Origin of the sequence: Marinifilum sp. D714 (assembly GCF_030851345.1) — a bacterium.
Classification (GTDB): Bacteria; Bacteroidota; Bacteroidia; order Bacteroidales; family Marinifilaceae; genus Marinifilum.
In genome coordinates this window covers 35,455-59,351 of the sequence record NZ_JALPNU010000016.1, presented here as the reverse complement: position 1 = coordinate 59,351, position 23,897 = coordinate 35,455, and the positions used below count along the sequence as shown (strand labels likewise).

21 protein-coding genes are annotated in these 23,897 nt (G+C 34.6%); 14 read left to right on the top strand and 7 right to left on the bottom strand.

Annotated elements, in window-relative coordinates:
* Positions 1–23 precede the first annotated feature (23 nt).
* From M0051_RS14140 to M0051_RS14080, 13 genes are all read left to right on the top strand, one after another.
* A complete protein-coding gene (locus tag M0051_RS14140) occupies positions 24–596 on the top strand; it encodes a DapH/DapD/GlmU-related protein (RefSeq protein ID WP_306742157.1) in 573 nt (190 codons plus the stop codon).
* A 31-nt stretch (positions 597–627) separates the two neighbouring features.
* Positions 628–1,374 (top strand): glycosyltransferase family 2 protein, encoded by a 747-nt coding sequence (locus tag M0051_RS14135; protein WP_306742156.1) that lies wholly within the window; start codon positions 628–630, stop codon positions 1,372–1,374.
* A gap of 1 nt (position 1,375) precedes the next feature.
* Entirely contained in the window at positions 1,376–2,629 is a 1,254-nt protein-coding gene (locus tag M0051_RS14130; protein ID WP_306742155.1) for a nucleotide sugar dehydrogenase, read from the top strand.
* A gap of 5 nt (positions 2,630–2,634) precedes the next feature.
* Positions 2,635–3,561 carry a glycosyltransferase family 2 protein gene (locus M0051_RS14125; RefSeq protein ID WP_306742154.1) on the top strand — a complete coding sequence of 309 codons (927 nt, stop codon included), beginning with the start codon at positions 2,635–2,637 and terminating at the stop codon, positions 3,559–3,561.
* Positions 3,558–4,592 carry an EpsG family protein gene (locus M0051_RS14120; RefSeq protein ID WP_306742153.1) on the top strand — a complete coding sequence of 345 codons (1,035 nt, stop codon included), beginning with the start codon at positions 3,558–3,560 and terminating at the stop codon, positions 4,590–4,592. The genes M0051_RS14125 and M0051_RS14120 overlap by 4 nt, the downstream gene beginning before the upstream one ends.
* 12 nt (positions 4,593–4,604) lie before the next feature.
* Positions 4,605–5,180: a DapH/DapD/GlmU-related protein gene (locus M0051_RS14115; protein WP_306742152.1), complete on the top strand. Its 576-nt coding sequence runs from the start codon at positions 4,605–4,607 to the stop codon at positions 5,178–5,180.
* A 5-nt stretch (positions 5,181–5,185) separates the two neighbouring features.
* Positions 5,186–6,265 (top strand): glycosyltransferase, encoded by a 1,080-nt coding sequence (locus tag M0051_RS14110; RefSeq protein WP_306742151.1) that lies wholly within the window; start codon positions 5,186–5,188, stop codon positions 6,263–6,265.
* A gap of 12 nt (positions 6,266–6,277) precedes the next feature.
* The gene (locus M0051_RS14105) at positions 6,278–7,090 is read left to right on the top strand and encodes a glycosyltransferase (RefSeq protein ID WP_306742150.1); all 813 of its coding nucleotides are present in this window, start codon (positions 6,278–6,280) and stop codon (positions 7,088–7,090) included.
* Between the two features lie 7 nt (positions 7,091–7,097).
* A complete protein-coding gene (locus M0051_RS14100) occupies positions 7,098–8,090 on the top strand; it encodes an NAD-dependent epimerase/dehydratase family protein (protein WP_306742149.1) in 993 nt (330 codons plus the stop codon).
* A 41-nt stretch (positions 8,091–8,131) separates the two neighbouring features.
* Positions 8,132–9,292, top strand: a complete 1,161-nt coding sequence (gene gmd, locus M0051_RS14095) for a GDP-mannose 4,6-dehydratase (protein WP_306742148.1) — start codon at positions 8,132–8,134, stop codon at positions 9,290–9,292.
* A gap of 207 nt (positions 9,293–9,499) precedes the next feature.
* The gene (locus M0051_RS14090; protein WP_306742147.1) at positions 9,500–10,654 is read left to right on the top strand and encodes a GDP-L-fucose synthase; all 1,155 of its coding nucleotides are present in this window, start codon (positions 9,500–9,502) and stop codon (positions 10,652–10,654) included.
* 221 nt (positions 10,655–10,875) lie between these two features.
* Positions 10,876–11,169 (top strand): GIY-YIG nuclease family protein, encoded by a 294-nt coding sequence (locus M0051_RS14085; protein ID WP_306742146.1) that lies wholly within the window; start codon positions 10,876–10,878, stop codon positions 11,167–11,169.
* Between the two features lie 206 nt (positions 11,170–11,375).
* On the top strand, positions 11,376–12,563 hold the full coding sequence (locus M0051_RS14080; protein WP_306742145.1) for a mannose-1-phosphate guanylyltransferase: 1,188 nt from the start codon (positions 11,376–11,378) through the stop codon (positions 12,561–12,563).
* A 405-nt stretch (positions 12,564–12,968) separates the two neighbouring features.
* Here the strand turns inward: M0051_RS14080 and M0051_RS14075 are convergent, their stop codons facing one another.
* The 4 genes from M0051_RS14075 to M0051_RS14060 form a co-directional block, all read right to left on the bottom strand.
* Positions 12,969–13,319 (bottom strand): hypothetical protein, encoded by a 351-nt coding sequence (locus tag M0051_RS14075; protein ID WP_306742144.1) that lies wholly within the window; start codon positions 13,317–13,319, stop codon positions 12,969–12,971.
* A gap of 458 nt (positions 13,320–13,777) precedes the next feature.
* Positions 13,778–14,686 (bottom strand): carboxypeptidase-like regulatory domain-containing protein, encoded by a 909-nt coding sequence (locus M0051_RS14070; RefSeq protein WP_306742143.1) that lies wholly within the window; start codon positions 14,684–14,686, stop codon positions 13,778–13,780.
* A gap of 424 nt (positions 14,687–15,110) precedes the next feature.
* A complete protein-coding gene (locus tag M0051_RS14065; protein WP_306742142.1) occupies positions 15,111–15,239 on the bottom strand; it encodes a hypothetical protein in 129 nt (42 codons plus the stop codon).
* A 1,670-nt stretch (positions 15,240–16,909) separates the two neighbouring features.
* A complete protein-coding gene (locus M0051_RS14060; protein WP_157471414.1) occupies positions 16,910–17,047 on the bottom strand; it encodes a hypothetical protein in 138 nt (45 codons plus the stop codon).
* Between the two features lie 988 nt (positions 17,048–18,035).
* Between M0051_RS14060 and M0051_RS14055 the strand changes: the two genes are divergently transcribed.
* A complete protein-coding gene (locus M0051_RS14055) occupies positions 18,036–19,205 on the top strand; it encodes a hybrid sensor histidine kinase/response regulator (protein WP_306742141.1) in 1,170 nt (389 codons plus the stop codon).
* A 35-nt stretch (positions 19,206–19,240) separates the two neighbouring features.
* On the opposite strand, the gene M0051_RS14050 is transcribed toward M0051_RS14055, so the two are convergent.
* From M0051_RS14050 to M0051_RS14040, 3 genes are all read right to left on the bottom strand, one after another.
* Positions 19,241–19,600 carry a four helix bundle protein gene (locus M0051_RS14050; protein WP_306742140.1) on the bottom strand — a complete coding sequence of 120 codons (360 nt, stop codon included), beginning with the start codon at positions 19,598–19,600 and terminating at the stop codon, positions 19,241–19,243.
* Positions 19,601–19,683: 83 nt separating this feature from the next.
* Positions 19,684–21,591, bottom strand: coding sequence for a DUF3857 domain-containing protein (locus tag M0051_RS14045; RefSeq protein ID WP_306742139.1), 1,908 nt, complete (start codon positions 21,589–21,591; stop codon positions 19,684–19,686).
* Positions 21,592–21,799: 208 nt separating this feature from the next.
* The gene (locus M0051_RS14040) at positions 21,800–23,776 is read right to left on the bottom strand and encodes a DUF3857 domain-containing protein (RefSeq protein WP_306742138.1); all 1,977 of its coding nucleotides are present in this window, start codon (positions 23,774–23,776) and stop codon (positions 21,800–21,802) included.
* Positions 23,777–23,897 lie beyond the last annotated feature (121 nt).

Below are 23,897 nucleotides of genomic sequence, written 5' to 3'. Positions count from 1 at the left end.
TTTTGAAATTAACAATATTACTCATGCGATTATTTAAATACATCATTAAAATATATAATCTAATATTTAATTATATTCAATTTAAAAATAAGCATGTTCTCATAAGTAAAGGATGGATAATCAATGGTAGAATATGCGTTAATAACATGGGTGTTATTAATATTGCTAATAATTTTAGAGCAAATTCGGGTTTAAGCAATAATCCGATTGGAGGTGATACTATATTAAGATTAATCGTTAGTAATAATGCTCAATTAACTATTGGTAAAAATGTCGGTATTTCAAACACAACAATTGTTTGTTCCCAAAAAGTGAAAATTGGGGATCATGTTTTTATAGGAGGGGGATGTAGAATTTGGGATACTGATTTTCACTCAATAGATCCATTTATAAGAACTAGTGGAAATGATAATGATATAAAAAGCTCTCCTATAGAGCTTAAAGAATATTGTTTTGTGGGTGGAGGATCTATAATATTAAAAGGAGTAACTGTTGGGAAGAATTCTGTTGTAGCTGCTGGTAGTGTTGTTACGAAAGATATTCCACCAAATCAAGTATGGGGTGGAAATCCTGCCAAATTAATAAGAAACATATAACGAAATTTAGTTTAGGATTCAATAAATAGAAATGATTATACAATTACAAAAGGCAAAAATTTCGATTATTACAGTAGTATATAATGATTGTAAGAATATAGAGCGAACTATTCATAGTGTACTAAGGCAGACATATAAAGATATTGAGTATATAGTCATTGATGGCGGATCTGACGATGGGACAATTGAAATTATTAAGAAGTATAAAAAATCAATCAGTACATTTATTTCAGAACCTGATAACGGGATTTATGACGCAATGAATAAAGGAATATCCTTGGCTACTGGAGAATATTGTTGTTTTATGAATTCGAATGATCAATTTGTTAATGATCATGTTATTGAAAATTTATTTAAGCATAATCAACAAGCTGATATTTTATATGGGGATACTATTATTGTAAATAATGGTAAAGAGGAAATTGCAAAACCGTTAAGTTTAAATAAATTTTGGAAAAGAATTCCAATATGTCATCAATCAGCCTTTATCAAGCTGGAACTTCAAAAAGAATATCCTTATAAATTGAAATATAAAGTAAGTTCAATTTATGATTTTTTTTACAATTGTTTCTATTTAGGGAAAAAGTTTCAATATGTAGAATTACCAGTATCTAAATATGATATGAATGGTTATTCATCCTATTCTTTTTATTGGTTATTTGATTATTTCCGTATTGCGTGGAAGTATTCGGGAGTAAAAAGATTTTTCGTAATAGGAAAATTATTTTCTTATACTGTGATGAGAGTATTAGCTTATTTAAAACATAAAACAAAATAAAATGAAAATTGCTGTTATTGGTTTAGGTTATGTGGGTTTACCTTTGGCTGTTGAGTTTGCAAAAAAATATAATACTTTAGGGTTTGACATTAACGATCTTAGGGTAAAAGAACTTAATTGTGGTGCAGATTCCACTTTAGAAGTGAATGATGAAACCCTAAAAGAATCTCTTAAAAATGGTTTAAAATTAAGTGCAGATTTAAGTGAATTAGCGGATGCCAATGTTTTTATAGTAACAGTTCCTACTCCTATCGATTTAGATAAGAATCCAGATTTAAGCCCTCTTAAAGGAGCAACTGAAATGATTGCTAAATTCCTTAAAAAGGAGGATGTTGTTATATATGAATCAACTGTATATCCGGGATGTACAGAAGAGGTTTGTGTACCTATCTTAGAAAAAATATCTGGGTTAGTTTATAATAAAGAATTTTATTGTGGCTATTCACCAGAAAGAATCAATCCAGGTGATAAGGTTAATACATTAACAAAAATCAAAAAAGTGACTTCAGGTTCTAATGAGAAAACTGCTGGTTTTGTAGATGATTTATATAAATCAATTATCGAAGCAGGTACGCATTTAGCATCAAATATCAAAGTAGCAGAAGCATCAAAAGCTGTAGAAAATGCACAAAGAGATGTAAATATTTCATTTGTAAATGAGTTAGCGTTGATATTTGATAAATTGGATATTGATACATCTGAAGTTTTAGATGCAGCCGGAACAAAATGGAACTTTTTGAAATATAAGCCAGGATTAGTTGGAGGGCATTGTATTAGTGTTGATCCATACTACCTTGCTTACAAAGCAGAATCAGTTGGTTATTTGCCTAATGTTATATTGTCAGGAAGAAGAGTTAATGATAATATGGGAAATTTTGTTGCAAATAAGGTTGTAAAACTTATGATACAGAATGGACACCGTATTAAAGATGCTAAAGTGCTTATTTTAGGTATAACATTTAAGGAAAACTGTCCCGATATACGCAATACAAGGGTTGTAGATATCTATGATGAATTAAATGAGTTTGGTGTAAATGTCGATATTTTTGATCCTTTGGCAAGTCATGAAGAAGTTAAAGAAGAATATGGCATAGATATGATCTCAGAAATTAAAGATAAGTACAATGCAATTATTTTAGCAGTTTCGCATACGGAAATTTTAGAACTAAATATTTCAAACCATTTGCTTGAAGATGGAATTGTATATGATACAAAGTCTGTATTAGATAAGAAACTAGTTCATGGTAGACTATAATTAATATGAAAAAATTAGTAAGTGTTATAATTCCTACATACTCAAGACCTACTTATTTAGTTCGTTCAGTGCGAAGTGTCTTAAACCAGACTTATAGTTGTATAGAAGTTCTGGTTATTGATGATAACAATCCCAATACTCAAGGAAGAAGAGAGACGGAAGCTGTAATGAGACAATTTAAGAATGATAAGAGGGTAAAATACATTCAGCATCCTAAAAATTTGAATGGTTCTGCAGCTAGAAATTCGGGTATAGCGAACTCAAAAGGGGAGTATATTGCACTTTTAGACGATGATGATGAATTTTTACCTCAGAAGATAGAGTTGCAAGTTAAAAAATTAGAAGACCTTGATGACTCATGGGGGGGATGTTATTGTAGTTATCAATTTTCACTTAAAAATAAACCTTATCGAAAAATAGAAAAACTTGAAGAAGGTAACCTATTAGAAAGCTTACTATTAATAAAAAATTCGATTTGTGGTGGATCAACGTTAATGATTCGAAAAAGTGTTTTTGAAGAACTGCAAGGTTTTGATACATCTTTTCGACGGTATCAAGATTGGGAGTTTCTGGTTCGTTTTTTTCGTCGATACAAATTAGCTCAATCAAAAGAAGTATTAACCAATATCAATATGGATTCTCGTATTAATGCGGGCAGTGCAAAAAATGCAATTGAGTTTAAGGAAAAGTTTTTAAATGAATTTGAGAAGGATATAGATAAATTACCTAATCGAAATTTGATTTATAAGACACATTGGTTTTTAGTTGCAAATCTCTTATTTGAAAAGAGAAGTTATTTTTTAGCAATACAAATGCTAAAAAGAGCTAAAACATACTCACCTATTTCATTTAGAGATATAGCGTATTGTATATTTAATATTATTGAAGGAATAATACCTGTTAAGAAACTTATTCAGAGACGAATGTTATGATAGTTTACATTGTGACTTTTTCTGTAATGATTTTGTTGACACATAATATGTTTAACGGAAAATATGATTTTGGTAGAATTATATCTTTCGTGATTCTATCATTATTCGTAGGTTTTAGGTATGATGTAGGTGTTGATTATCTTTCTTATAAAGCTGCATTTGAAGATTTGACCAATAGCAAATGGCTTGAACCTGGTTACTATGCTATTAATGTTATTGCAAATGAGTTTATAGGAAAATTTTTTGGTGTTACTTTATTAACTGGAGTAATAACATTAGGTTTTTTTTATAGCGGAGCAAAGTCTTTAACACGTTTTTTTGCTTTTACTTATTTTTTATTTTTAGTATCTCCAAGTGGTTATGGATTTATAGTAAATGGAATGAGGCAAGGAATTGCTGTAGCGATCTTTTTTTATGCTTCTAAGTTTATTGTTGAGAAACAATTGTTTAGATATGCGGTATTTATTGTATTTGCAGCTTTATTTCATAAATCAGCAATTTTACTATTGTTAGTATACCCAATAGCACATATTAAACTAAAACCAATTTACTATTTAATTAGTTTTTTAGGAGCATTGCTTCTTTCTTTTTTCAAGGTGTTCTATAATGTTTTTATTTCTATTCTTTCACTAACTCCTTATGGAAAATATGTGTTATTAGATGATATGATTAAAAATGTTGAAACAAATTCAGGCCTGGGTTTTCATTTTTCTAATCTGGTAGGAGTGTTTGTGCTGATATTTGCAAGAAAAATAATTAATAGAGGAAGTGCTGCCTTGGTGTATTTTAACTTATATTTTTTGTTTTTAGTATTACGAAACGTATTATTTGATATTAAGATTCTATATCGATTTATTGTGTATTTCGATTGGTTTTCTTTTTTGGTTATTCCATTTTTCGTTTATTACTCATTTACTGATAAAAGTAGAAAGGTAGTTTGCATAGTATTGATATTAGCTTATTCTTTAATTTTCATTAAAGCTATTAATAATGAAAGTTATAAACTAATTTATCATCTTGTTTCATTTTAGAATTGTTATTTTATGATCGCTAAAATTGTAAAAGGGATTTTAAGGTATCCCTATTGGTTTATCAAAGAGTTTATAGCCTTAATGAATTTAAGGATTTGCAATCCTACTTGTTATATCGCAAGAAGGACTTTTTTGAATATCGATAAGGTAAGTTTTTGTGAATTTGGTCAAGAGGTATCGATTGGTAATTTTACTACAATACATATTCGGAATTATTGTAAAAATAAAAATAATTCGAAATTGATTATTGGTGATAATACATACATTGGAGAATTCAATAATATTCGTGCTTCAGGTGCCGAAATAACAATTGGTAAAAACTGTTTAATTTCACAACACGTATCTATAATTGGTTCTAATCATAACTATGATAAAGGTAGTAATATTGAGGAACAAGGATGGGATGAGACTAAAAATTTTATACAAATTGGAGATGATGTATGGGTAGGTGCTAATACTGTTATATTGCCAGGAGTTAAGATTGGTGATGGTGCAATTGTTGGTGCTGGATCAGTAGTTACGAAAGATGTTAAACCATTTGATATAGTGGTTGGGCATGCTGCTAAGGTTTTGAAGCATAGAGAATAAATAAAATGAAAGTAAGGAAAAAACAATTAAATGTTCTTCATGTGGTATCAGGAGAATATAAACCTGGAAATGGGATCTATACAGTTGTAAATACTTTATTAGAAAATCTACAAGATGATATTCAATGTTCACTTTTGATATCAAATGATTTTCAATCGGAAAAATACAATGTATATTCTCGTAACCAGATCAAATTTAATGCATTATTACAAAGTGAAAAGATAGATTTAGTTATATTTCATGGAATTTTTTTTCCTCAATATCTAAAGGACTATAAATATTGTATAAAATTTAATATTCCATACCTTGTAAAACCACATAGTAGTTTAATGCGATCTTCTTGGAGTAAAGGTAGATTAAGAAAGAAAATATTCTATTATTTAGGACTTAAACAGTTTCTGTATAAATCAAAAGGGATACTTTTTATTAATAAAGAGGAGGAGAAGAATTCATTTAACTTTTGTCCTAATTCGTTTATTGAAAGAAATGGAATAAACTTCAATGATGAATATTTTCCTAAAAAAACCTCGTCAAAGGTTCGTTTTTTGTTCTTTTCCAGAATTGATTTTCATCATAAAGGATTGGATTATTTGCTAAAATCATTGCTACTACTAAAGAAAAAGAATTTATCAGATTTAATTGAATTTAATTTCTATGGTCCTGGCTCAAAAAGTGAAGTTAAAAAAATGGTAAGTTTTCTAAAAAGAAACAACTTAAGTTTTGCACAATATTTAGGACCAGTTTATGATAAAATTGGAAAGCAAAAAATGTTTGAGAATTCTGACATTTTAATATTAACAAGTCGTTATGAAGGTTTTCCAACCGTAATTCCTGAATCATTATTTAATGGGATTCCTCCGTTAGTAACTCCAGGTACAAACGCAATGTTTTTAAATGAGGATAAAATAGGGTGGAATTGTAAACTAAATGCAAATGAAATTGCTGAGAAAATTATTTCTGCAGCCAAAGAATATAAAGAAAATGGGGATTTGATTAATAATAGGTGTATTTCATATGTAAAAGAAAACTTTGTTTTAGAGAGATCACTTAAAGAGACAATGGATATTTACAATGTGTTTAAATAGAATTTTAGAGTTATGAATTTTTCAGTTTTATTATCGGTATATTATAGGGAAAATCCCATTTTCCTCAAAGCAGCTTTAAATAGTATTTGGTCTGAACAAACTGTTAAGCCAAGTGAAATTGTTCTTGTAAAAGATGGCCCTTTAAGCGAACCGTTAGATCAGGTGATAGATGAATTTCGAAATGTAGCACCATTAAAGGTAATTGCACTTGAAAAAAATGTTGGTTTAGGAATGGCTTTAAATATTGGCCTTGAAAAATGTAATTATGAATTAGTTGCACGTATGGATACTGATGATATTGCATTTAAAACAAGATTTGAAAAGCAATTATGCTTTTTGGTGAATAATCCAGAAATTGATATTGTTGGCAGCTGGTTGGATGAGTTTGAATCAACCCCAGATAATGTAATTTCTCAAAGACGAGTACCTGAATCGGCCATTGAAATAAAAGAATTTTTAAAGAAGAGAAATCCTTTAAATCATCCTACGGTAGTTTTTCGTAAATCATCAGTTCAAAAAGTAGGTGGTTATAAGCACTTTCATTTGAATGAAGATTATTACTTATGGGCCAGAATGGTTGCTAGCGGAAGTAAGCTTTATAATATTCAAGAAAGTTTACTTTATTTTAGAGCAGGTCGAGAAGTATTTAAGCGCAGAGGTGGCTTTAATTATGCTCTTCAGGATTATAAACTTCAAAAAGAGTTTAAAAGATTAGGAATTGTAAATAGGAAAGAATTTATTATCAATTGTTGTACAAGGTGTACAAGTCGCTTATTACCTAATTTTATTAGAGGAGCTTTGTATAAAAAATTACTAAGAAATTAATATTCAGATGAAAAATATAACTCTTATAGGCGCCTCTGGTTTTGTAGGCACCAGACTTACCAGTATCATAAAGGAGGATTTTGAGCTGAAAATTTTTGATAAGCAAGTAAGTCATTTTTATCCGGAATTAGTGACCATAGGGGATGTTAGAAACCAGGATCAATTGGATGCCGGATTAGAAGGGCAGGATACTGTAGTTTTATTGGCTGCAGAGCATCGTGATGATGTAAGTCCTACATCCCTATACTATGATGTGAATGTACAGGGAACTAAGAATGTTCTGGAAGCTATGGATAGAAATGGTGTAAAGAATATCGTTTTTACAAGTTCAGTTGCTGTTTATGGATTAAATAAAAAGAATCCGAATGAGGAACATCCTGCCGATCCTTTTAATCACTACGGAAAAAGTAAGTGGCAAGCTGAAGAAGTTCTCAGAGAATGGTATGAAAAAGATCCAGAGAACAGATCTTTAACTATTGTTAGGCCAACTGTGATTTTTGGCGAGCGTAATAGAGGGAATGTGTTTAATTTATTAAAGCAGATTGCATCAGGTAAATTCTTGATGGTTGGAAAGGGGACAAACTTCAAGTCGATGGCTTATGTTGGGAATATCGTTGCCTTTTTGAAATACCACTTAGAAAATGTAAAACCTGGATATCAGGTCTACAATTACATTGATAAGCCAGATTTGTGTATGAATGATCTTGTAACACAGGTAGAAAAAAGTTTGGATAAAAAGATCCCATCAACGCATTTCCCATATTGGTTGGGAATGCTTGGAGGTTTTGGATTTGATTTATTAAGTTCGATTACCAGAAAGAAGTTTACGGTGAGTTCTGTGCGTGTCAAGAAATTCTGTGCAACCACTCAGTTTGATGCTACAGCAGCTCATTCTAGTGGTTTTAAAGCTCCTTACTCTTTGGCAGAAGGCTTACACAATACTTTACATTATGAATTTGTAGAAGATAATAATGATGGTATAACCTTTGTGACAGAGTAGTTTACTGCAATATTAGTTCAATCAATAAAAAATTAAATATAATGTCAAAAAAAGTAGCATTAATTACAGGAGTTACCGGTCAGGACGGAGCTTACCTTTCAGAATATTTACTAAAAAAAGGATACATTGTTCATGGAATGAAACGTCGTTCCTCTCTATTCAATACAGAAAGAATTGATCACATTTACCAGGATCCACATGTAGAAGATCGTAATTTCATTTTACATTATGGTGATTTGACCGATTCAATGAACATCACAAGAATTATTCAGGAAGTACAACCAGATGAAATTTACAATTTGGCTGCCATGTCACATGTAGCGGTAAGTTTTGAAACGCCTGAATATGTTGGTAATGCGGATGGATTGGGAACGCTTCGTATTTTGGAAGCGGTTCGTTTGTTGGGCTTAACAGAGAAAACTCGCATTTACCAGGCATCTACTTCTGAATTGTATGGTTTGGTGCAGGAAGTGCCACAAAAGGAAACCACTCCTTTCTATCCTCGTTCACCATATGCAGTAGCAAAAATGTATGCATACTGGATTACTGTAAACTATCGCGAGGCTTATAAAATGCATGCTTCAAATGGGATTCTTTTCAATCACGAATCGCCAATTCGTGGAGAAACTTTCGTAACCCGTAAGGTAACACGTGCCATGAGTCGTATTGCATTGGGAATGCAGGAAAAAGTTTACATGGGTAACCTAAGTTCAAAACGTGACTGGGGACATGCCAAAGATTACATTCGTGCAATGCATGCCATTCTTCAACAAGATGAGCCTTCAGATTACGTAATTGCAACAGGTATTACAACGACAATTCGTGATTTCATTTTATTGGCAGGTAAGGAAGCAGGTTTAACAATCGAATTCCGCGGTGAAGGAGTGGAAGAAAAAGGTCACTTGGTTGCTGTGGATGAAGTTTTATTTGCAGAAAGAGTGGGAGCTCAATATTTAGAAGCCATCAAAGACCGTGTAGCAAATCAGGAGCAAATTGTTGGTGTAGATCCACAATATTTCCGTCCAACAGAAGTAGATCTATTGATTGGTGATCCAACAAAATCGAAAACTGTATTGGGTTGGGAGCCGGAATACGATTTGGCAGGATTAGTAGAAGACATGATGCAATCGGATATCAAATTGTTCAAGAAAGATGCTTACCTGAAAGAAGGTGGGTATAAAGTATTGAATTATTTTGAATAGTAACCTATAATAAAGGCTGTCATTGCGAAGCCGACAGGGGAGGCTGTGGCAATCTCTTTGAATTAGTAGTCTCCAAATTATTAGGGAGTACACAATGGCGACAGATTGCTTCATTCACTCTCGTTCATTCGCAATGACAGAATAATTAGAGGAAGCGAAGTAGTATCTTATACAGATTGCTTCGCTTCGCTCGCAATGACAGAAGACATGAATAAAGAAAGCAAAATATACGTTGCAGGCCACCTTGGTCTGGTTGGTTCTGCAATAACCAAGAACCTTCGTTCTAAGGGCTATAACAATTTGCTGTTTCGCTCTTTAGAGGAATTGGATTTGACGAATCAAGCTGATGTAGATAAATTCTTCGAAGAAGAGAAGCCGGAGTATGTGATTTTGGCTGCTGCAAAAGTTGGAGGAATTGTTGCGAACAACACGTATCGAGGTCAGTTCATTTATGAAAACATGCAGATTCAAAACAATGTGATTCACCAATCCTATGTACATGGAGTGAAGAAATTGTTGTTCCTTGGATCTACTTGCATCTATCCGAAAATGGCACCACAACCAATGCCCGAAGATTGTTTGTTGACCGATACATTGGAATATACCAATGAACCATATGCCATTGCAAAGATTGCAGGTTTAAAGATGTGTGAGTCGTACAACTTACAGTATGGTACCAATTTTATTTCGGTAATGCCTACCAATTTGTATGGACCAAATGACAATTTCAATTTGGAGACATCTCATGTATTGCCAGCAATGGTTCGTAAAATTCACTTGGCAAAAGCATTAGAGGATCAAAACTGGGATACCATTCGTGAAGACTTGAACCGAAGACCAGTGGAAGGAGTTGATGGAAATGCTAGCGATGAGGATATTCTTCAGATATTAAATAAATACGGTATCTGTCATTGCGAGGGAGCGATAGCGGACGAAGCAATCTCTTCGAATCGAGTAAAACTTGACCTTTGGGGTACTGGAAAACCAATGCGTGAATTCCTATGGTCAGAAGACATGGCTGATGCTTGTGTATTCCTTTTGGAGAATCGCAATTTTGCAGATGTCATTGCGAGCTCTTCCTGTCATTGCGAGGGAGGAACGACCGCGGCAATCTCTTCGAATAAGGAAATCCGCAACACCCACATCAACATCGGAACAGGAAAAGAAATTTCAATTAGTCAATTGTCCGAAGCAATTCAAAAAGAAATTGGCTTCAAAGGCATCATTGAGTTTGATATCACAAAACCAGATGGAACCATGCGTAAACTAACTGATCCTTCTAAACTTCACAATTTAGGTTGGAAGCATACCATTGAATTGGAAGAGGGAATCAAGTTGATGTATGAGCATTACCTAAAATAGAACTGTCATTGCGAGGAGGAAGAATGACGACGCGGCAATCTGCCCAATTATTCTGTCATTGCGAGCGCAGCGAAGCAATCTGTTCGCAATAGGCAGAATGCATAATAGAGGGACTACTGATAGTTGATAGATTGCTTCAGTCACTATCGTTCCTTCGCAATGACAAATAACACCTGTCATCACGAGCATAGCGAAGTGATCTGTCCGAATAAAGAGTAATAATGGAATACCGTACCTATCAAGTATACATTCTCACCAACAAGAACCGAACAGTTCTTTATACTGGTGTGACTTCAAACTTGAAAGAACGTGTAGATCAGCATAAAGAAAAGTTAAACTCTAAGTCATTTACTGCTCGATATAATGTAGACCATTTGGTTTATTATGAGCAGTTTTTTGATATAGGAGAAGCCATTGCAAGAGAAAAGCAAATAAAAGCTGGCTCAAGACAAAAGAAGTTGAATTTGATTAATGAGTTCAATCCGGAATGGAAGGATTTGTTTGATCAATTATGACTGTCATTGTCCATTCAAAACTGTCATTGCGAGGAGAAGGAACGACGACGAAGCAATCTGTTCGAATACGGTATTTCTGCTAGCACAAAAGACAACACAATTTTCAACAGATTGCCACACTCACTATCGTTCCTTCGCAATGACAGATGAAGGGACGTTCTTTCGCAATGACAGAAAAAATTATCACACTACAAAAAAACTACAAAATGAATCATAACAACTACATCATCATCATGGCTGGGGGAGTAGGCTCCCGTTTCTGGCCCATGAGTACAGAAGAAAAACCAAAGCAATTTTTGGATGTCTTGGGCATAGGCAAGAGCTTGTTGCAACAAACTGTAGAGCGGTTTAAAACCATTGCCCCGGCTGAAAACATCCTAATTGTAACATCGGCCAAATACAAGCAATTGGTAACGGACCAATGTCCGGAATTGTTAGAGGGCAATATTCTGTTGGAGCCTTGTATGCGAAATACAGCACCATGCATTGCCTATGCCGCCTATAAAATCAAAGGATTAAATCCTGAGGCAAACATCGTTGTAGCTCCTTCGGATCATTTGATTACCAATGAGTCTGAATTCATCCGAATTATCGAAAATGGCTTGGACTTTACTGCAAATAATGATGCCTTATTAACTTTGGGAATTCAGCCACATCGTCCTGAAACAGGGTATGGGTACATACAAGCGGCTTCGCCTTCAATTAATAATGAACAATTAATAATTAATAATAAGGAAGGAGTGCACATTGGCTCAGAAGGTCAATCTTATGAGATAATGCCAAATACAGAAAATGGTGCGCAGGCTGACTTTCCCCCTTTAGGGGGAACCGAAGGGGGTGTGCGTAGGGTTTCTGCCTTCAAAGAAAAACCAAACTTAGAAACCGCCAAAAAATATCTTGCAGCAGGCAACTATTTCTGGAATTCAGGTATTTTCTTGTGGTCACTGAAAAGTATTCTTTCTGCTTTTGAAAGTTTCGTGCCAGAGGTGGCAGCCATTTTCCAAAAAGGAGAAGAGTTCTACAATACAGATAAAGAACAAACCTTTATTGATGAAATGTTCCCTACCTGTACCAATATTTCTATCGACTATGCAGTGATGGAAAAGGCCAATAATATTTTTGTTCAACCGGCAGATTTTGGATGGTCTGATTTGGGGACTTGGGGATCACTTTGGGAAAAACGTGAGAGAAATGAAGCTGGAAATACCGTAGTAGGAGAGAAGGTTCATTTGTTTGAAGCGGACAATTGCATTGTAAACATGCCCAAAGACAAGAAGGTTGTAATTCAAGGTCTACAGGATTACATTGTGGTAGAAGACAATGAGGTTTTGCTAATCTGTAAAAAAGAAGAGGAGCAGCGTATTAAAGAATTCCGCGCAGCGGTAATAGAATAAACTATCGATCTTCCTCTCCAAACAGGTAATTCTTTACCCGTGGAATCGATGGTTGAAAGCTCGAAGAAAAACTCTTCGGGCTTTGTATTTTGACAGAGAACCCTCTCCCGACCATTCGGGATCGGGATGACAACTGGCTCGAACTGCCTAGAAAAACTTCTGATCATCCTGAGCGCAGAGAAGGATCTGTCTTTTTTTTGAAGGGATTCCTCGATACCCCGGAATGACTTTGTTTCGCACTTTTCTCCTTTATATTTGTTTTTTGGATAATATCATGAGATGCCTCTCCCGACCATTTGGGATCGGGATGACAACTGGTTCAAGCTGCCTGCAGAAAGCTGTATGCTGTGAGCTGATAGCTTTTCAAAAAAGATTGTCAGTCTGCGAAATATAGAACCTAAGTGATCAGTGTATATCATATCCATCATCAACATCTGCGTCTAAATGCTTTGAGTCTTTTTTGAATCTTCTTCCTTTCACCTTGGGATTTGGGCTTTGTGTTTTGGAGTTTAAATTGAGAGATCCCTCGACAGGCTCGGGATGACTGCAGCTTTCTCCTTTCTCCTTTGACCTTGTTTCTTGAGCTTTGGGTTTTGTGTTTTGGAATTTGAATTTTGGGCTTTGGAGTTTAAATTGAGAGATCCCTCGGTTCCTCGGGATGACTGCAAGCTCGGGATGACTGCAAGTTTGAGCTAACTGCAAAAATACCTGGTCATCCTGAACGGAAGAATATAGTGAAGGATCTGTTTTCTTCATGCTACTACCTTTTCATCTGTTTAAATTTTATTTTTTGGTTAGATGGAACTCTCGATGAATTTAATCATTCTCGTGTGTGTAATTTAGAATGCTAAAATTCATGTTCGTTTCATTTTAACAATTCCACTCTTTACATTGAAGAGATCCTTCTCCCGATCAATAGGAATCAGGATGACCAGAAAATTGCAGTGGCCAGATCATAAATAATCATCTATAGGGAAGTTTAAATAACAGCAGAATATGCCATCCGTAATCGCAATGATTTTGCAGGATTCAAAGAAATAAAATCATAATAATCTGCGTCTATAAAAAAAGAGATACAAATCAATGCACCTCTTTTAATTACTCATTGTTAATTATTCATTACTAATTGAGAGTTCGCACCCCCTTGTCAGCCCTGATTTTAGCGATAGGCACAATTACCTTTCTACCATTCGACTTTTCTACTATTCCACTATTCATTCGACTGTCTCAAGTTCAATCTCCAGCACATTGGTTTCTCCCAGTCTATGAATCAGATCCAGGCTGATGCTTTTGTAGGTAACCGCTTCCACTTTTACGGTATAAGTACCAGGCTCCAGTTTTTTGATTCGAAAACCTCCCTTTTTCCCTTTTACCTCATGATCCAAATCGATGGATTCGATAATCACGTGAGCTTGTGGAACGGGTAATTTGGTGCTCTTGTCCAAAATGGAACCTTTTACAGCCAGAGTGCTAGAGTTGGGCTTCTCAATTTCCGAGGCTTCCACATAGGTATGATAGAAATCGGGTTCCGCATCCTCAAACATCGATTCCATCACCTTGTCCAACCTTTCCTGAATGATGTGCAGACCATCTGCATGAGCCTCACTTAGGTCTTGTTGGGCAATTTTCTGTTTGCCAATCAAAACCTTTGGCCTTGGAGCCAAGGCTTCGTAGTTGGTAAATAGGGTTTTCAGATCTTCCAAATCCTGGCTTGCAAGGCCAGTTTCACTGATGGTTTCACCCAATTTTTCCAGGTATTGAATACTATATTCACATCTACTAATCAACTTTTCATCCGAAAGTCGATTCAAACTGCCTTCACTGCCTTTAAAATTTGGCAATTCTGCTGTGATCTCATTTTTGATACAATAGTTGTATATCAACATATTGCATTTGGAGAGATGCTTGGCCAATTGATTTTTTACATTCCTTTTGCTTAGGGTAGAGCCCGAATAATCCTGAGTGAGGATTTCCCAGGACAGTTCAAACTTGTTGAAGCTGGCAAAGAGGGCATCAAAGATTTCCTTCAGAACAGGGATGGCATCAATTTTTGCCTGGTTTGCGCTATAGAAGTCCTCAAGTCTTCTTTTCATTTCACGATAAGTAAAAAAAATTCTTTTCATTGTTAGAGTAGTTTTTAATGACAAGTGCTGCATGGGCAGGAACATGTCAGATGAAAAATAATTGGTATGTACAAGTGGTATTTTAGACGATTACAAGTTCGTCAAGTAGGCTATCATTGGATAGTTGAGAGAGTTGGTGGTTTAAAGCAACAGTTATATAGACTTCTGTGCTAATCCCACAATTTTTTGTGTCGAAAACAGCTTGCTCTGTATTCCAAACAGATGCTTTTATATCGTCACTGAACTTTTCTGTGTCATAAACAGGGTCAGCAGTGTAATCCCCAGAATTTTTTGAATCGCAAACGTCTTGCTCTGTATCATCAACAAACATTTTGTATCGTCCCCACACTTTTCTGTGTCATAAACCGAGGTTGCTGTGCCATCCCCGTAACTTTTTGTGTCGTAAACATCTTGCTCTGTATGGTCAGCATACACCATTTGTATCATCCCCACACTTTTCTGTGTCATAAACCAAGGCTGCCGTATCACCCCTGCAACTTTTTGTATCCTCAACGTCTTGCTCTGTATCGTAAACCAATATGCTTTGTATCATTCCCGAATCTTTCTGTATTACAAACACAGGCTTTCATCTTGCTCTCGGGCACTTCTCTAGCATTAACAGCAGCATTTCAATCTCTTGCAGTAATTTTATATATTGGATACATTAAAATTTATTTGTTCATTTAGGGAGACTTTATTTTAATCCGGTGACTTACTGTTTGTCTACAAATTCTTCCATTTATACTACTTGTATGCATGAAAAAATCAATAAGCCACCGGATACTTTTAGTTTCTTTCAATGGGTGATCTTATAGATCTGCCTGTTTCAAGCAATAAGTTTACGCTATACATCATACTTATTTATAAATTACAACAACTGCAAAGTACAATACAAGCGGAAATATATGTTCGTGAGATATATTTAGGCTCATTTAAAGAACCTTATAAATAGAATATCGGTATCCCGATTAATTTGTAGACAATATAAAGGTAAACAAAATAAATTGATAAGAGCAAAAAAAAATATTGGATAATTGAAATAAATTTTAAAATAACTTAAACCATTGGAGAAAAATCAATGATACATAAGGCATTCAAAAGGGATGACAAACAAAAGCTCGTAGAAATACTAAGACATTTATAATTGTTGTAGAAATACACTTCATCAGCACAAATCATATCCATCCTCAACATTTGCGTCTAAACCTTTGAACTCTTCGTAAATCTCCTTCCTTTATCCTTTATCCTTTATCCTTGGGATTTTTCTTCCGTCGCATGTGAACGATCTTCATTAATCAAGGGCATGTAGTTGCAACGATATTTGCATGAACCATATACCTTGGGCTACATTCGCTTTGCTCCTTTACCCAAGGCTATAAAGATTACGCCTCTCTGGGGCTTTATTTACCAATGATTAATGACCAATGACCATACCTTTTCTCGGTGACTGTCCAAAAAGCTTTCGGGATTAGCCTATGTACACTCTTCAAGACTTTTCTAGACCATTTGACTGTATATTCTAAAGAAAATAAGAACGTAGTTCCAAACTCCCTCTCCTTGAGGAGAGGGTTGGGGTGAGGTAGTTGTAAGAAAAGAGGCACAAACCAATGCATTGCATGTAACTGTTCATTACTCATTGTTAAAATGACCAATTGCAGGCTAGAAATTACTCCCATCCGGGATTGGAGTGACAACTGGTTCGATCTGCTTGCTGGAAGCTGAATGTTGTCATTTGTGTTCATCTGTGGACAAAACTTATCCGCGAAAATCATATCCATCCTCAACATTTGCGTCTAAACCTTTGAACTCTTCGTAAATCTCCTTCCTTTATCCTTTATCCTTTATCCTTTATCCTTGGGATTTGTGCTTTGGAATTTGGGATTTAAATAGAGAGATCGCTCTCCCGACCATTCGGGATCGGGATGACTGCCTTGAGTAATTAACAATGAACATTACTGTTTTGAAACCATACGGTTCTTTACGAAACAGCTTCATTTGAGTTCATCTGTAGACAAAACTTATCTGCGAAAATCATATCTATCATCAAGATCTGCCTTTAATCCTTTGTGTCCTTGGTGAATTCCCTTGGTTTGCCTTTGTGGTTAAAATTTACAATCCGTAGCGATCCATTTGTGTTCTTTTTTATTTGTGGAGAATCATTGGAAAAGAATAAAGCCCCAAAGATAAATTCCTTGAGGCTTTTATTATTGAATATTTATTTCTTTAGAAACAAAAATCCAAAACTTTAGCGGCATTTTCCTGGTCACCATTCTCTAAAAGATCCTGGGCCATTTTAATCAATTGATTGTCTGCCGCCCCATTTTTAATAGCTTCCGCTATTTCCTTTGGCAAGTTTTCCATTGTAGTAAGTGTTTTAAAAAAGTAGTGTCACACAAATGTATGAAAATAATTTGTACTGTCAAGCTGTCAAATGTGTCAACTTATATTTTTAATGGTAAAATTAGGTCATTTTATTATCGAAAACGTTTGATTCGTCTAAAGGCAGTCGAACAGTCAAACAGTCGAAAAGTCTAACAGTCTAAGAGTTTGGGAAATTCATTGCTGTTTCCATAGCCACTTGGCTTTAGCCTACTCCCAAAACCTAAGGGATCATTCGGGATCGGGATGACTGCAACTTTCTCCTTTCCACTATTCCACTTTTCTACCATTCTACCTTTCTCCTTTTTGTATTTTCTTTCGTCGCATGTGAACGATCTTCATTAATAAAGGGTATGTAGTTGCGACGATATTTGCATGAACCACATACCTTGGGCTACATTCGCTTTGCTTATTTACCCAAGGCTATAAAGATTATGCCCCTCTGGGGCTATATTTACTAATGATTAATAGCCAATTGCTGTTAAACCTGCCTGCTGTAAGCTGAATACTTTTCTGTAGAGTCACATGGTCACACAGTCAAATTGTCCTACAAAGTCAAGCATTCCTATTTTTACGTCATCCTTTAAACTTTCTCCTTTCTCCTTTTGATTTTCTACCTTTCTATCCTTCCACTATTTCTACTTTTCTATGGCACAATGTTTTCAATATTCGACAATTAGACCATTCGACAGTTAGACTGTTTGACTGTTCGACATTTAGACTATTTGACTGTTAGTCTATTTGACCATTCGATCCTGCAAAAAAAGAGACACAGCCCTATGTACTTCTTGTAATTATTCATTGCTCATTATTAATTACCAATTGTCATTTCCACTTTTTGCCTTTTTATTATCAAAACTTAAGATTAATATGTTATATTTATGCTTTGATTGGGATAAGCCCCCTTTAAGTTCTTATTCGTAATCAACTCAATTAATACAACTTAAACCCCTTCAAATAAAGTTTAACAATGAAGAAACATCGTATTCTTATCGTTGATGACATTCCCGAAAACATAAAAGTTTTAAAAGCAATCCTTTCCGATTCTTCTTATGAAATTCAGTATGCACTGAATGGTAAAGATGCTTTGATGCTTTGTGTGGCGGATAGTTTTGATTTGATATTGTTGGATATCATGATGCCAGAAATGGATGGATATGAAGTTTGCAAGTATCTGAAGTCAAAAGATAAAACCAAGGATATTCCGATTATTTATCTTACTGCCAAGGTGGACAGCGAGGACATTGTTAAAGGATTTGAAACTGGAGCGCAGGATTATGTCACGAAACCCTTTAATCCTCAAGAGTTGATTGCCCGTGTAAATACACATCTCGAATTGAAGCATAAAAATGAATCCTTAAAGTTCATGAATTTGCAATTGGAAGAGCGAGTGGCTGCTCGTACCATGGAGTTACAGGATACGAATAATGAATTAAAAGAGGCAAACCTTCAGTTGTCAAAATTGGAGGATGCCAAGAACGACTTTCTTTCTTTAATGTCAACCGAATTGCGCGAACCATTAAATGGCATCGTGGGTTTTGCGGATATGTTGGAGTTCTCGATCAAGAATAAAACCAACTTAAAATATGTTCGCTTCATCAAACAAGCGGTTGAAAAGTTGATTGGCGTATCAGATATTGCCTTATTGCTTTCTGCCTTACGATTCGAGCGTTATGAAATGAAAGTACAAGGCCTGCCTGTATATGAAATCGTAAAAACGAGTGCTGATAAACTGAAAGGGCTGATTACAGAACGCAAAATCAAATTGAAGATTGATATACCAAAAAACTACATCATTCGTGGTGACGAGCGTTTACTGTTGGTTTGTATGGAGAAAATCATTGAGAATGCAATTACAAATACTCCATCGCGTTCCGAAGTGTATGTAGGAGCCGAATTAATGGGGCAAAAAATTAAAATATTTGTAAAAGATGCGGGAACGCATTTTGTTGAAGGAGAGATGAATTATACCTTCCGATTCTTTGATTTAGAAAAAAACGAGCGTACCGAAGAATTCAAAAGATTTTCACCGGGTTTGGTAGCCGTTAAATTGGTAATGGATCTTCACAAGGCCAAAGTAGATGTTGAAAACCTGAAAGAGGGTGGGGTTTGTGTTTCATTTCTACTTCCGGAATATTAAAAGCAAGAAAGTAAAATTGTAGAAAGGTAGAATAGTTAAGGCCGTTGTTGAAGTTTCTTAATTAGATTCTGTATGCTACCTGAGATCTTCATGCCTGTTTCTCTTAGATCTCTTGCTTCGTTTTGAGTTATATAATTAAGGTCTTCTGCTACGTATAACATACTTCTTACTTCAGCACAAGACGATTTAGCAATCCGAAGGAATTGAACAAATTCTTTATTTGAATATCGTTCAAATCCTTCAGCTATATTATTCATCACAGAAACAGAAGCTCGTTGAATTTGATCCTTGAATCCATAATCTTTTTGTGAATTGAAAGAATTGTAGATTAGTTTTACAAAAACTCTGGATTCTTGCCAGATTATTAAGTCCTCAAAGCGATTAATATTTGCCATACTTGCATATAAAATTTACCTTTCTACTATTCTACTATTCTACTATTCTACTATTCTACTATTCTACTATTCTACTATTCTGTTTAAATCTTCTTCAAAACCAACTTTGCCTTATCGGCTCTAACTACTGATTTTTTATAATTTCTTAAGTCATCATATCGCTCTGCTGGCAAGTCAAATTTTTTGTATTCCACTTTTCGGATGTAAATCACTTTGTTGCCATCTTGTTTCACTTCACTATAGTAGTTGCCAAAATCCGATTCAATCACTTTATTTTCAGGAATACTTTCCATTTCATAGCCATCCGGTAGAATGAATTGTATGCTATCGGTATCACAATATTCACGTTTATAGTAGATGTCTGTTTCGCGATTTCTTATTTTCTTAGGAGCTCTACTGGTTCTGTTGATCAAATTAAGAGGAATGAATAAACGATCGCCCGATTTGGAAGCATAGTTTCTGATGTCCAATTCAAGCTTTAAAACCGAACTTGGAATTCTTGTTAATTCTTTCGATACTTCATGGTTCTTGATTTTAAAATCAGGAAGCTCCAAATCACTATAGATTTTCTTTTTCTGATCTTCGGGGCTTAGGTGCGAAAGTCCGGCCAGGTATGAATATTGCAAGCCTCTGCACTCTTCTGTTATGTTTGCAGTAGCTGTCCCATCGGCATTAATAATGATTTCCCCACTTTTGTTTTGGGTATTATCTGCCATTTTATATTCTGGCGTTCGAACCAAATGTCCACCTTTTTCATTAATGGCTAGTACGGTTCTGTCGTCGGTACTCGAACTTAAGAATCCACACGGACTGAATTTATTGGTACATTCCAGCCAAACGGTATCCTTTTGTAAGGGTACCATTAATATGATGTGGTTTCCAAAGTTTTTAACGAAAGTAGTATCAAGATCGCGTTGTTTATTCGCCGATGTGATAATGGTGTAGTAGGATGGGATATCAATTACCTTGAGAAGGGTCTTCATGTAATTCGATAAAGCCTTACAATCGCCGTAAGACTTATCCTGTACATCTTGTGCAGGAAATGGTTGTTGACTACCAATACCAACTTGAATGCTAACATAGCGGGTTTTGTTTTGTAAGTATTCATAAAGGGTTTTCACCTTCTCAAAATCCGTCTTACAATCTTTTACCATTTCTTTTACTTCAGCAATGGTATTTTCATCCAAAACATCTCTACCATGATTTAGTTTAGAGAACCATTTTGCCAATTCGTTCCATGAGCTGGTATTCCCATCAATTTTGTCGTATTGAAATTTTGTAGGAGCACAAATTAACAGTGGTCCTCGAATTGAGTAAGGCGAAGCATAGGGTTCATACTTGTATGCTTTTAGATTACTTGCTTTCCAGCATAGTGATGTTTTATTTTTGATATTTGTTTTTTCGGGTTCAATGACTGCACCGTAAAGCTTGTGTTTGAAGCAAGATGGATCACTGGTTATAATTTTATAGGTACTTGCTTGAACCGAACATCTGTAACCATCATAAGGATACCAACCAGCAATGCTTGTGTATTCGTTTAATGTTTGATTGTATGAATATACAATTGTATATGGATAATTTTTTTGAACGGCTTCATATTGTTTTACCCTGTTATCAGAAAACATCGATTCACCTGAGGCACTATAGTCATTTATTTCTGAGGATTTTACTTTTTCGATTAAATTCCCTTCTGCATCATATATTGCAATTTGCAAATTGCTTAAAGGCATTGATTTGTCATAGGATGCAACAATTTCAGCATATTCATCGCCAGATTCATTCAGGATGGTTATGGCTCTGTTGTAGGAGTATTTTAAATTATAGATCGAATTGATTTCAACAGTTGTCTCGTCAAATCTAATTACAGCATCAGCATTCTCTTTTAGTTCTTCTGGTATTTCACTTACAGGGAAAACAGGCGATTTTTTTGCGGATAGTTGATTTGTACATAGAAATGTCAACAGCAACAAATAAATGTATCGGACTTTCATAGGTATTGCTTAAGATTTTAAAAAATTGCATAAATTAACAATGAACGGCAAGCAAAGATCAATGGTTAATTTTTGTGGAAGAAATAAACTATTGTCAATCTTCTCTTAAAATAGATCGTCGATAAACGATTTGTACTTCATTAATTCTTTGCTCTACTGTTCATCATTTCATTAATAATTCATCCATTATAATTATTAACGGTATATCTTACATTCGTTTAAGAACCAACATTTCTGCATGCTTGGCTACAATTAAGTTGTAAAATTCTTTTAGGTTAGGATATTCATTAAACAAGAATGTGCGCTTGTTGATTTTAAATCTACTAACCACCATAATTTTATTGCCATTCTGATTTGCAGAATACATGAATTGACCTGATTTTTCAGGAAGGTTGATTCTTGCAGGAGCAGGCTTGCTCTCTAGTGTATATCCTTCAGGAACGGTAAGTTCAAGCATAAAAGTTCTGTCGATAGGATAAGTGAAATCAACAGGATATTTTCTTTCTTCCAGGGTGAAAGGATTTTCCTCAATTTTATTCACGATAAATGGATTAAAATAGATAAGGTCATTTACGCTTTCAAGCTCTTCGGTCATTTCGACTTCCATTTTTGAAACAACACTTTTTTCTACTTCTTTAAGGTTTTTGATTTCAACACTTTCTACATCGATAAGCTTATAAGCTTCATCCATGGTTTCAACAAGTTCTTCTTCACTTTTATCTTGAATGGCATCTCTAAATTGTAAAGCTGTAAATCCATTTAGCGAAAAATCCAGCTTGCCTGAAACCACGCCATCTTCATCAAGTTTTAGTTTTGCAATGGTTGCTGATTTTGAAATGCTACTTGACTTGATATCTACAAAGTAAGATCCCTGGCTACTAATCAATCTTCCTTTGTCATTGATACAACGCTCAGGAAGAAGATTACATGGGCAATTGGGATCCGTAGCATCCAGATAAATTCTATTTTCCCCAACTTTACAACTTGCGATTACATAGTTGAATTGGGATTGACTAGGAGAGAATAAACTCAATAAACCATTACTTCTGGTACTTAAAACCACAGGATCTGCTTTAATGCCTAATTTATTTAGTAGAACCACTAGCATTAAATTGATATCAGCAACATTTCCCTTTTTCTCTTTGAATGCAGCGCGTAATGTAGAAGTCGTGAATTTTCCATAATAATCATCCCACTTCATATTAGATTTAATGTAATTGAATGCAGCCAGAATCTTATCTTCATCCGTTTCTGTTTTGCTAGTAATTTCAGCAACCACATCTTTTAAAAATCCACCTGATTTTAACTGTTGACCAAAATATTGGCTTTCCATTAGGGTTTTATTAATCTTATCCCAATTCCCGGTTAAATTTTTGTAAACGCCGTAACTGTTTTTGGTTCCGGCAATTTCAAATTCAATGGCAGACATGTAATTTTTGCTAGAAGTGGTAAAAGGTTCTTTTTTAAAAGCAGGTACATCTTTAATGGCGAATCGATATTGGTCTATGGTAAAAGTTTTACCACTGTTAAAAGTTCCATTCCCATAATTGTGCTCGTTAATATCAAAGCTTAAATATCCTTTTGCATTTCTTTTATAATCAAAGTATTCAGGAACATTAACTCTAAATTCACTCCAAATGGTTGGAATACTGCGTTGAAAATACCAGGGACCTATATTCCAAGGAATATCGGAAGTGATTGAATACATGAATTCAACGACTGATCCTGGTTTAACATTTTCACAAGCCAGTTTATAGGTGTAAATATCATCAGAGGATTTCTCAAGAATTCTGTCTTTGCCACTAACTTTTGTTTTTACAACTTTTCCATTTTCTAAATTGTAGGTACACGCTTTAACTGTTCCCACATTAGATCGTGTTTTATCAAAAGAAAATTCAAGATCAGCGTAATCAAGACCTTCATCTTTTAATATTTTTATCCTGATGATTCTTGTGTAATTGTATTGGAAATCTCCAGTGGTTGTCATGTATGGAATTTCGCTTACTCCATAATCACACAAGTAAACAGCTACGGCAGTAGTGTCTTTTTCATATGTTTGCATTTTTAGCTCATCATTACTTACTTTTCCGAATTTAATTGGAGCTTTAGCCGCAAAACTAAAATTACTAATAAAAAGAATTGTTAATCCAAGAACAAGAGTTCTAAGAATAGTAAAGTTTTTCATAGATAAATAGGATTAGTTTACAATTCGGATAATATAGTAAACTAAAATTTAAGAATGAATATATATTAAGCTAAGTTGTATAAGTTGCAATTAAAGTGCTCTGCAAAATAGTATCTGATAA

Bases quoted from the DNA above. Each gene is read 5' to 3' on its own strand.
- M0051_RS14045 (WP_306742139.1), bottom strand. From the start codon at position 21,591: ATGAAAGTCCGATACATTTATTTGTTGCTGTTGACATTTCTATGTACA.
- gmd (WP_306742148.1), top strand. From the start codon at position 8,132: ATGTCAAAAAAAGTAGCATTAATTACAGGAGTTACCGGTCAGGACGGA.
- M0051_RS14090 (WP_306742147.1), top strand. From the start codon at position 9,500: ATGAATAAAGAAAGCAAAATATACGTTGCAGGCCACCTTGGTCTGGTT.
- M0051_RS14050 (WP_306742140.1), bottom strand. From the start codon at position 19,600: ATGGCAAATATTAATCGCTTTGAGGACTTAATAATCTGGCAAGAATCC.
- M0051_RS14070 (WP_306742143.1), bottom strand. From the start codon at position 14,686: ATGAAAAGAATTTTTTTTACTTATCGTGAAATGAAAAGAAGACTTGAG.
- M0051_RS14120 (WP_306742153.1), top strand. From the start codon at position 3,558: ATGATAGTTTACATTGTGACTTTTTCTGTAATGATTTTGTTGACACAT.
- M0051_RS14135 (WP_306742156.1), top strand. From the start codon at position 628: ATGATTATACAATTACAAAAGGCAAAAATTTCGATTATTACAGTAGTA.
- M0051_RS14060 (WP_157471414.1), bottom strand. From the start codon at position 17,047: ATGGAAAACTTGCCAAAGGAAATAGCGGAAGCTATTAAAAATGGGGCG.
- M0051_RS14080 (WP_306742145.1), top strand. From the start codon at position 11,376: ATGAATCATAACAACTACATCATCATCATGGCTGGGGGAGTAGGCTCC.
- M0051_RS14085 (WP_306742146.1), top strand. From the start codon at position 10,876: ATGGAATACCGTACCTATCAAGTATACATTCTCACCAACAAGAACCGA.
- M0051_RS14110 (WP_306742151.1), top strand. From the start codon at position 5,186: ATGAAAGTAAGGAAAAAACAATTAAATGTTCTTCATGTGGTATCAGGA.
- M0051_RS14075 (WP_306742144.1), bottom strand. From the start codon at position 13,319: ATGAAGAAAACAGATCCTTCACTATATTCTTCCGTTCAGGATGACCAG.
- M0051_RS14115 (WP_306742152.1), top strand. From the start codon at position 4,605: ATGATCGCTAAAATTGTAAAAGGGATTTTAAGGTATCCCTATTGGTTT.
- M0051_RS14105 (WP_306742150.1), top strand. From the start codon at position 6,278: ATGAATTTTTCAGTTTTATTATCGGTATATTATAGGGAAAATCCCATT.
- M0051_RS14100 (WP_306742149.1), top strand. From the start codon at position 7,098: ATGAAAAATATAACTCTTATAGGCGCCTCTGGTTTTGTAGGCACCAGA.
- M0051_RS14140 (WP_306742157.1), top strand. From the start codon at position 24: ATGCGATTATTTAAATACATCATTAAAATATATAATCTAATATTTAAT.
- M0051_RS14040 (WP_306742138.1), bottom strand. From the start codon at position 23,776: ATGAAAAACTTTACTATTCTTAGAACTCTTGTTCTTGGATTAACAATT.
- M0051_RS14065 (WP_306742142.1), bottom strand. From the start codon at position 15,239: ATGATACAAAGCATATTGGTTTACGATACAGAGCAAGACGTTGAGGAT.
- M0051_RS14055 (WP_306742141.1), top strand. From the start codon at position 18,036: ATGAAGAAACATCGTATTCTTATCGTTGATGACATTCCCGAAAACATA.
- M0051_RS14125 (WP_306742154.1), top strand. From the start codon at position 2,635: ATGAAAAAATTAGTAAGTGTTATAATTCCTACATACTCAAGACCTACT.
- M0051_RS14130 (WP_306742155.1), top strand. From the start codon at position 1,376: ATGAAAATTGCTGTTATTGGTTTAGGTTATGTGGGTTTACCTTTGGCT.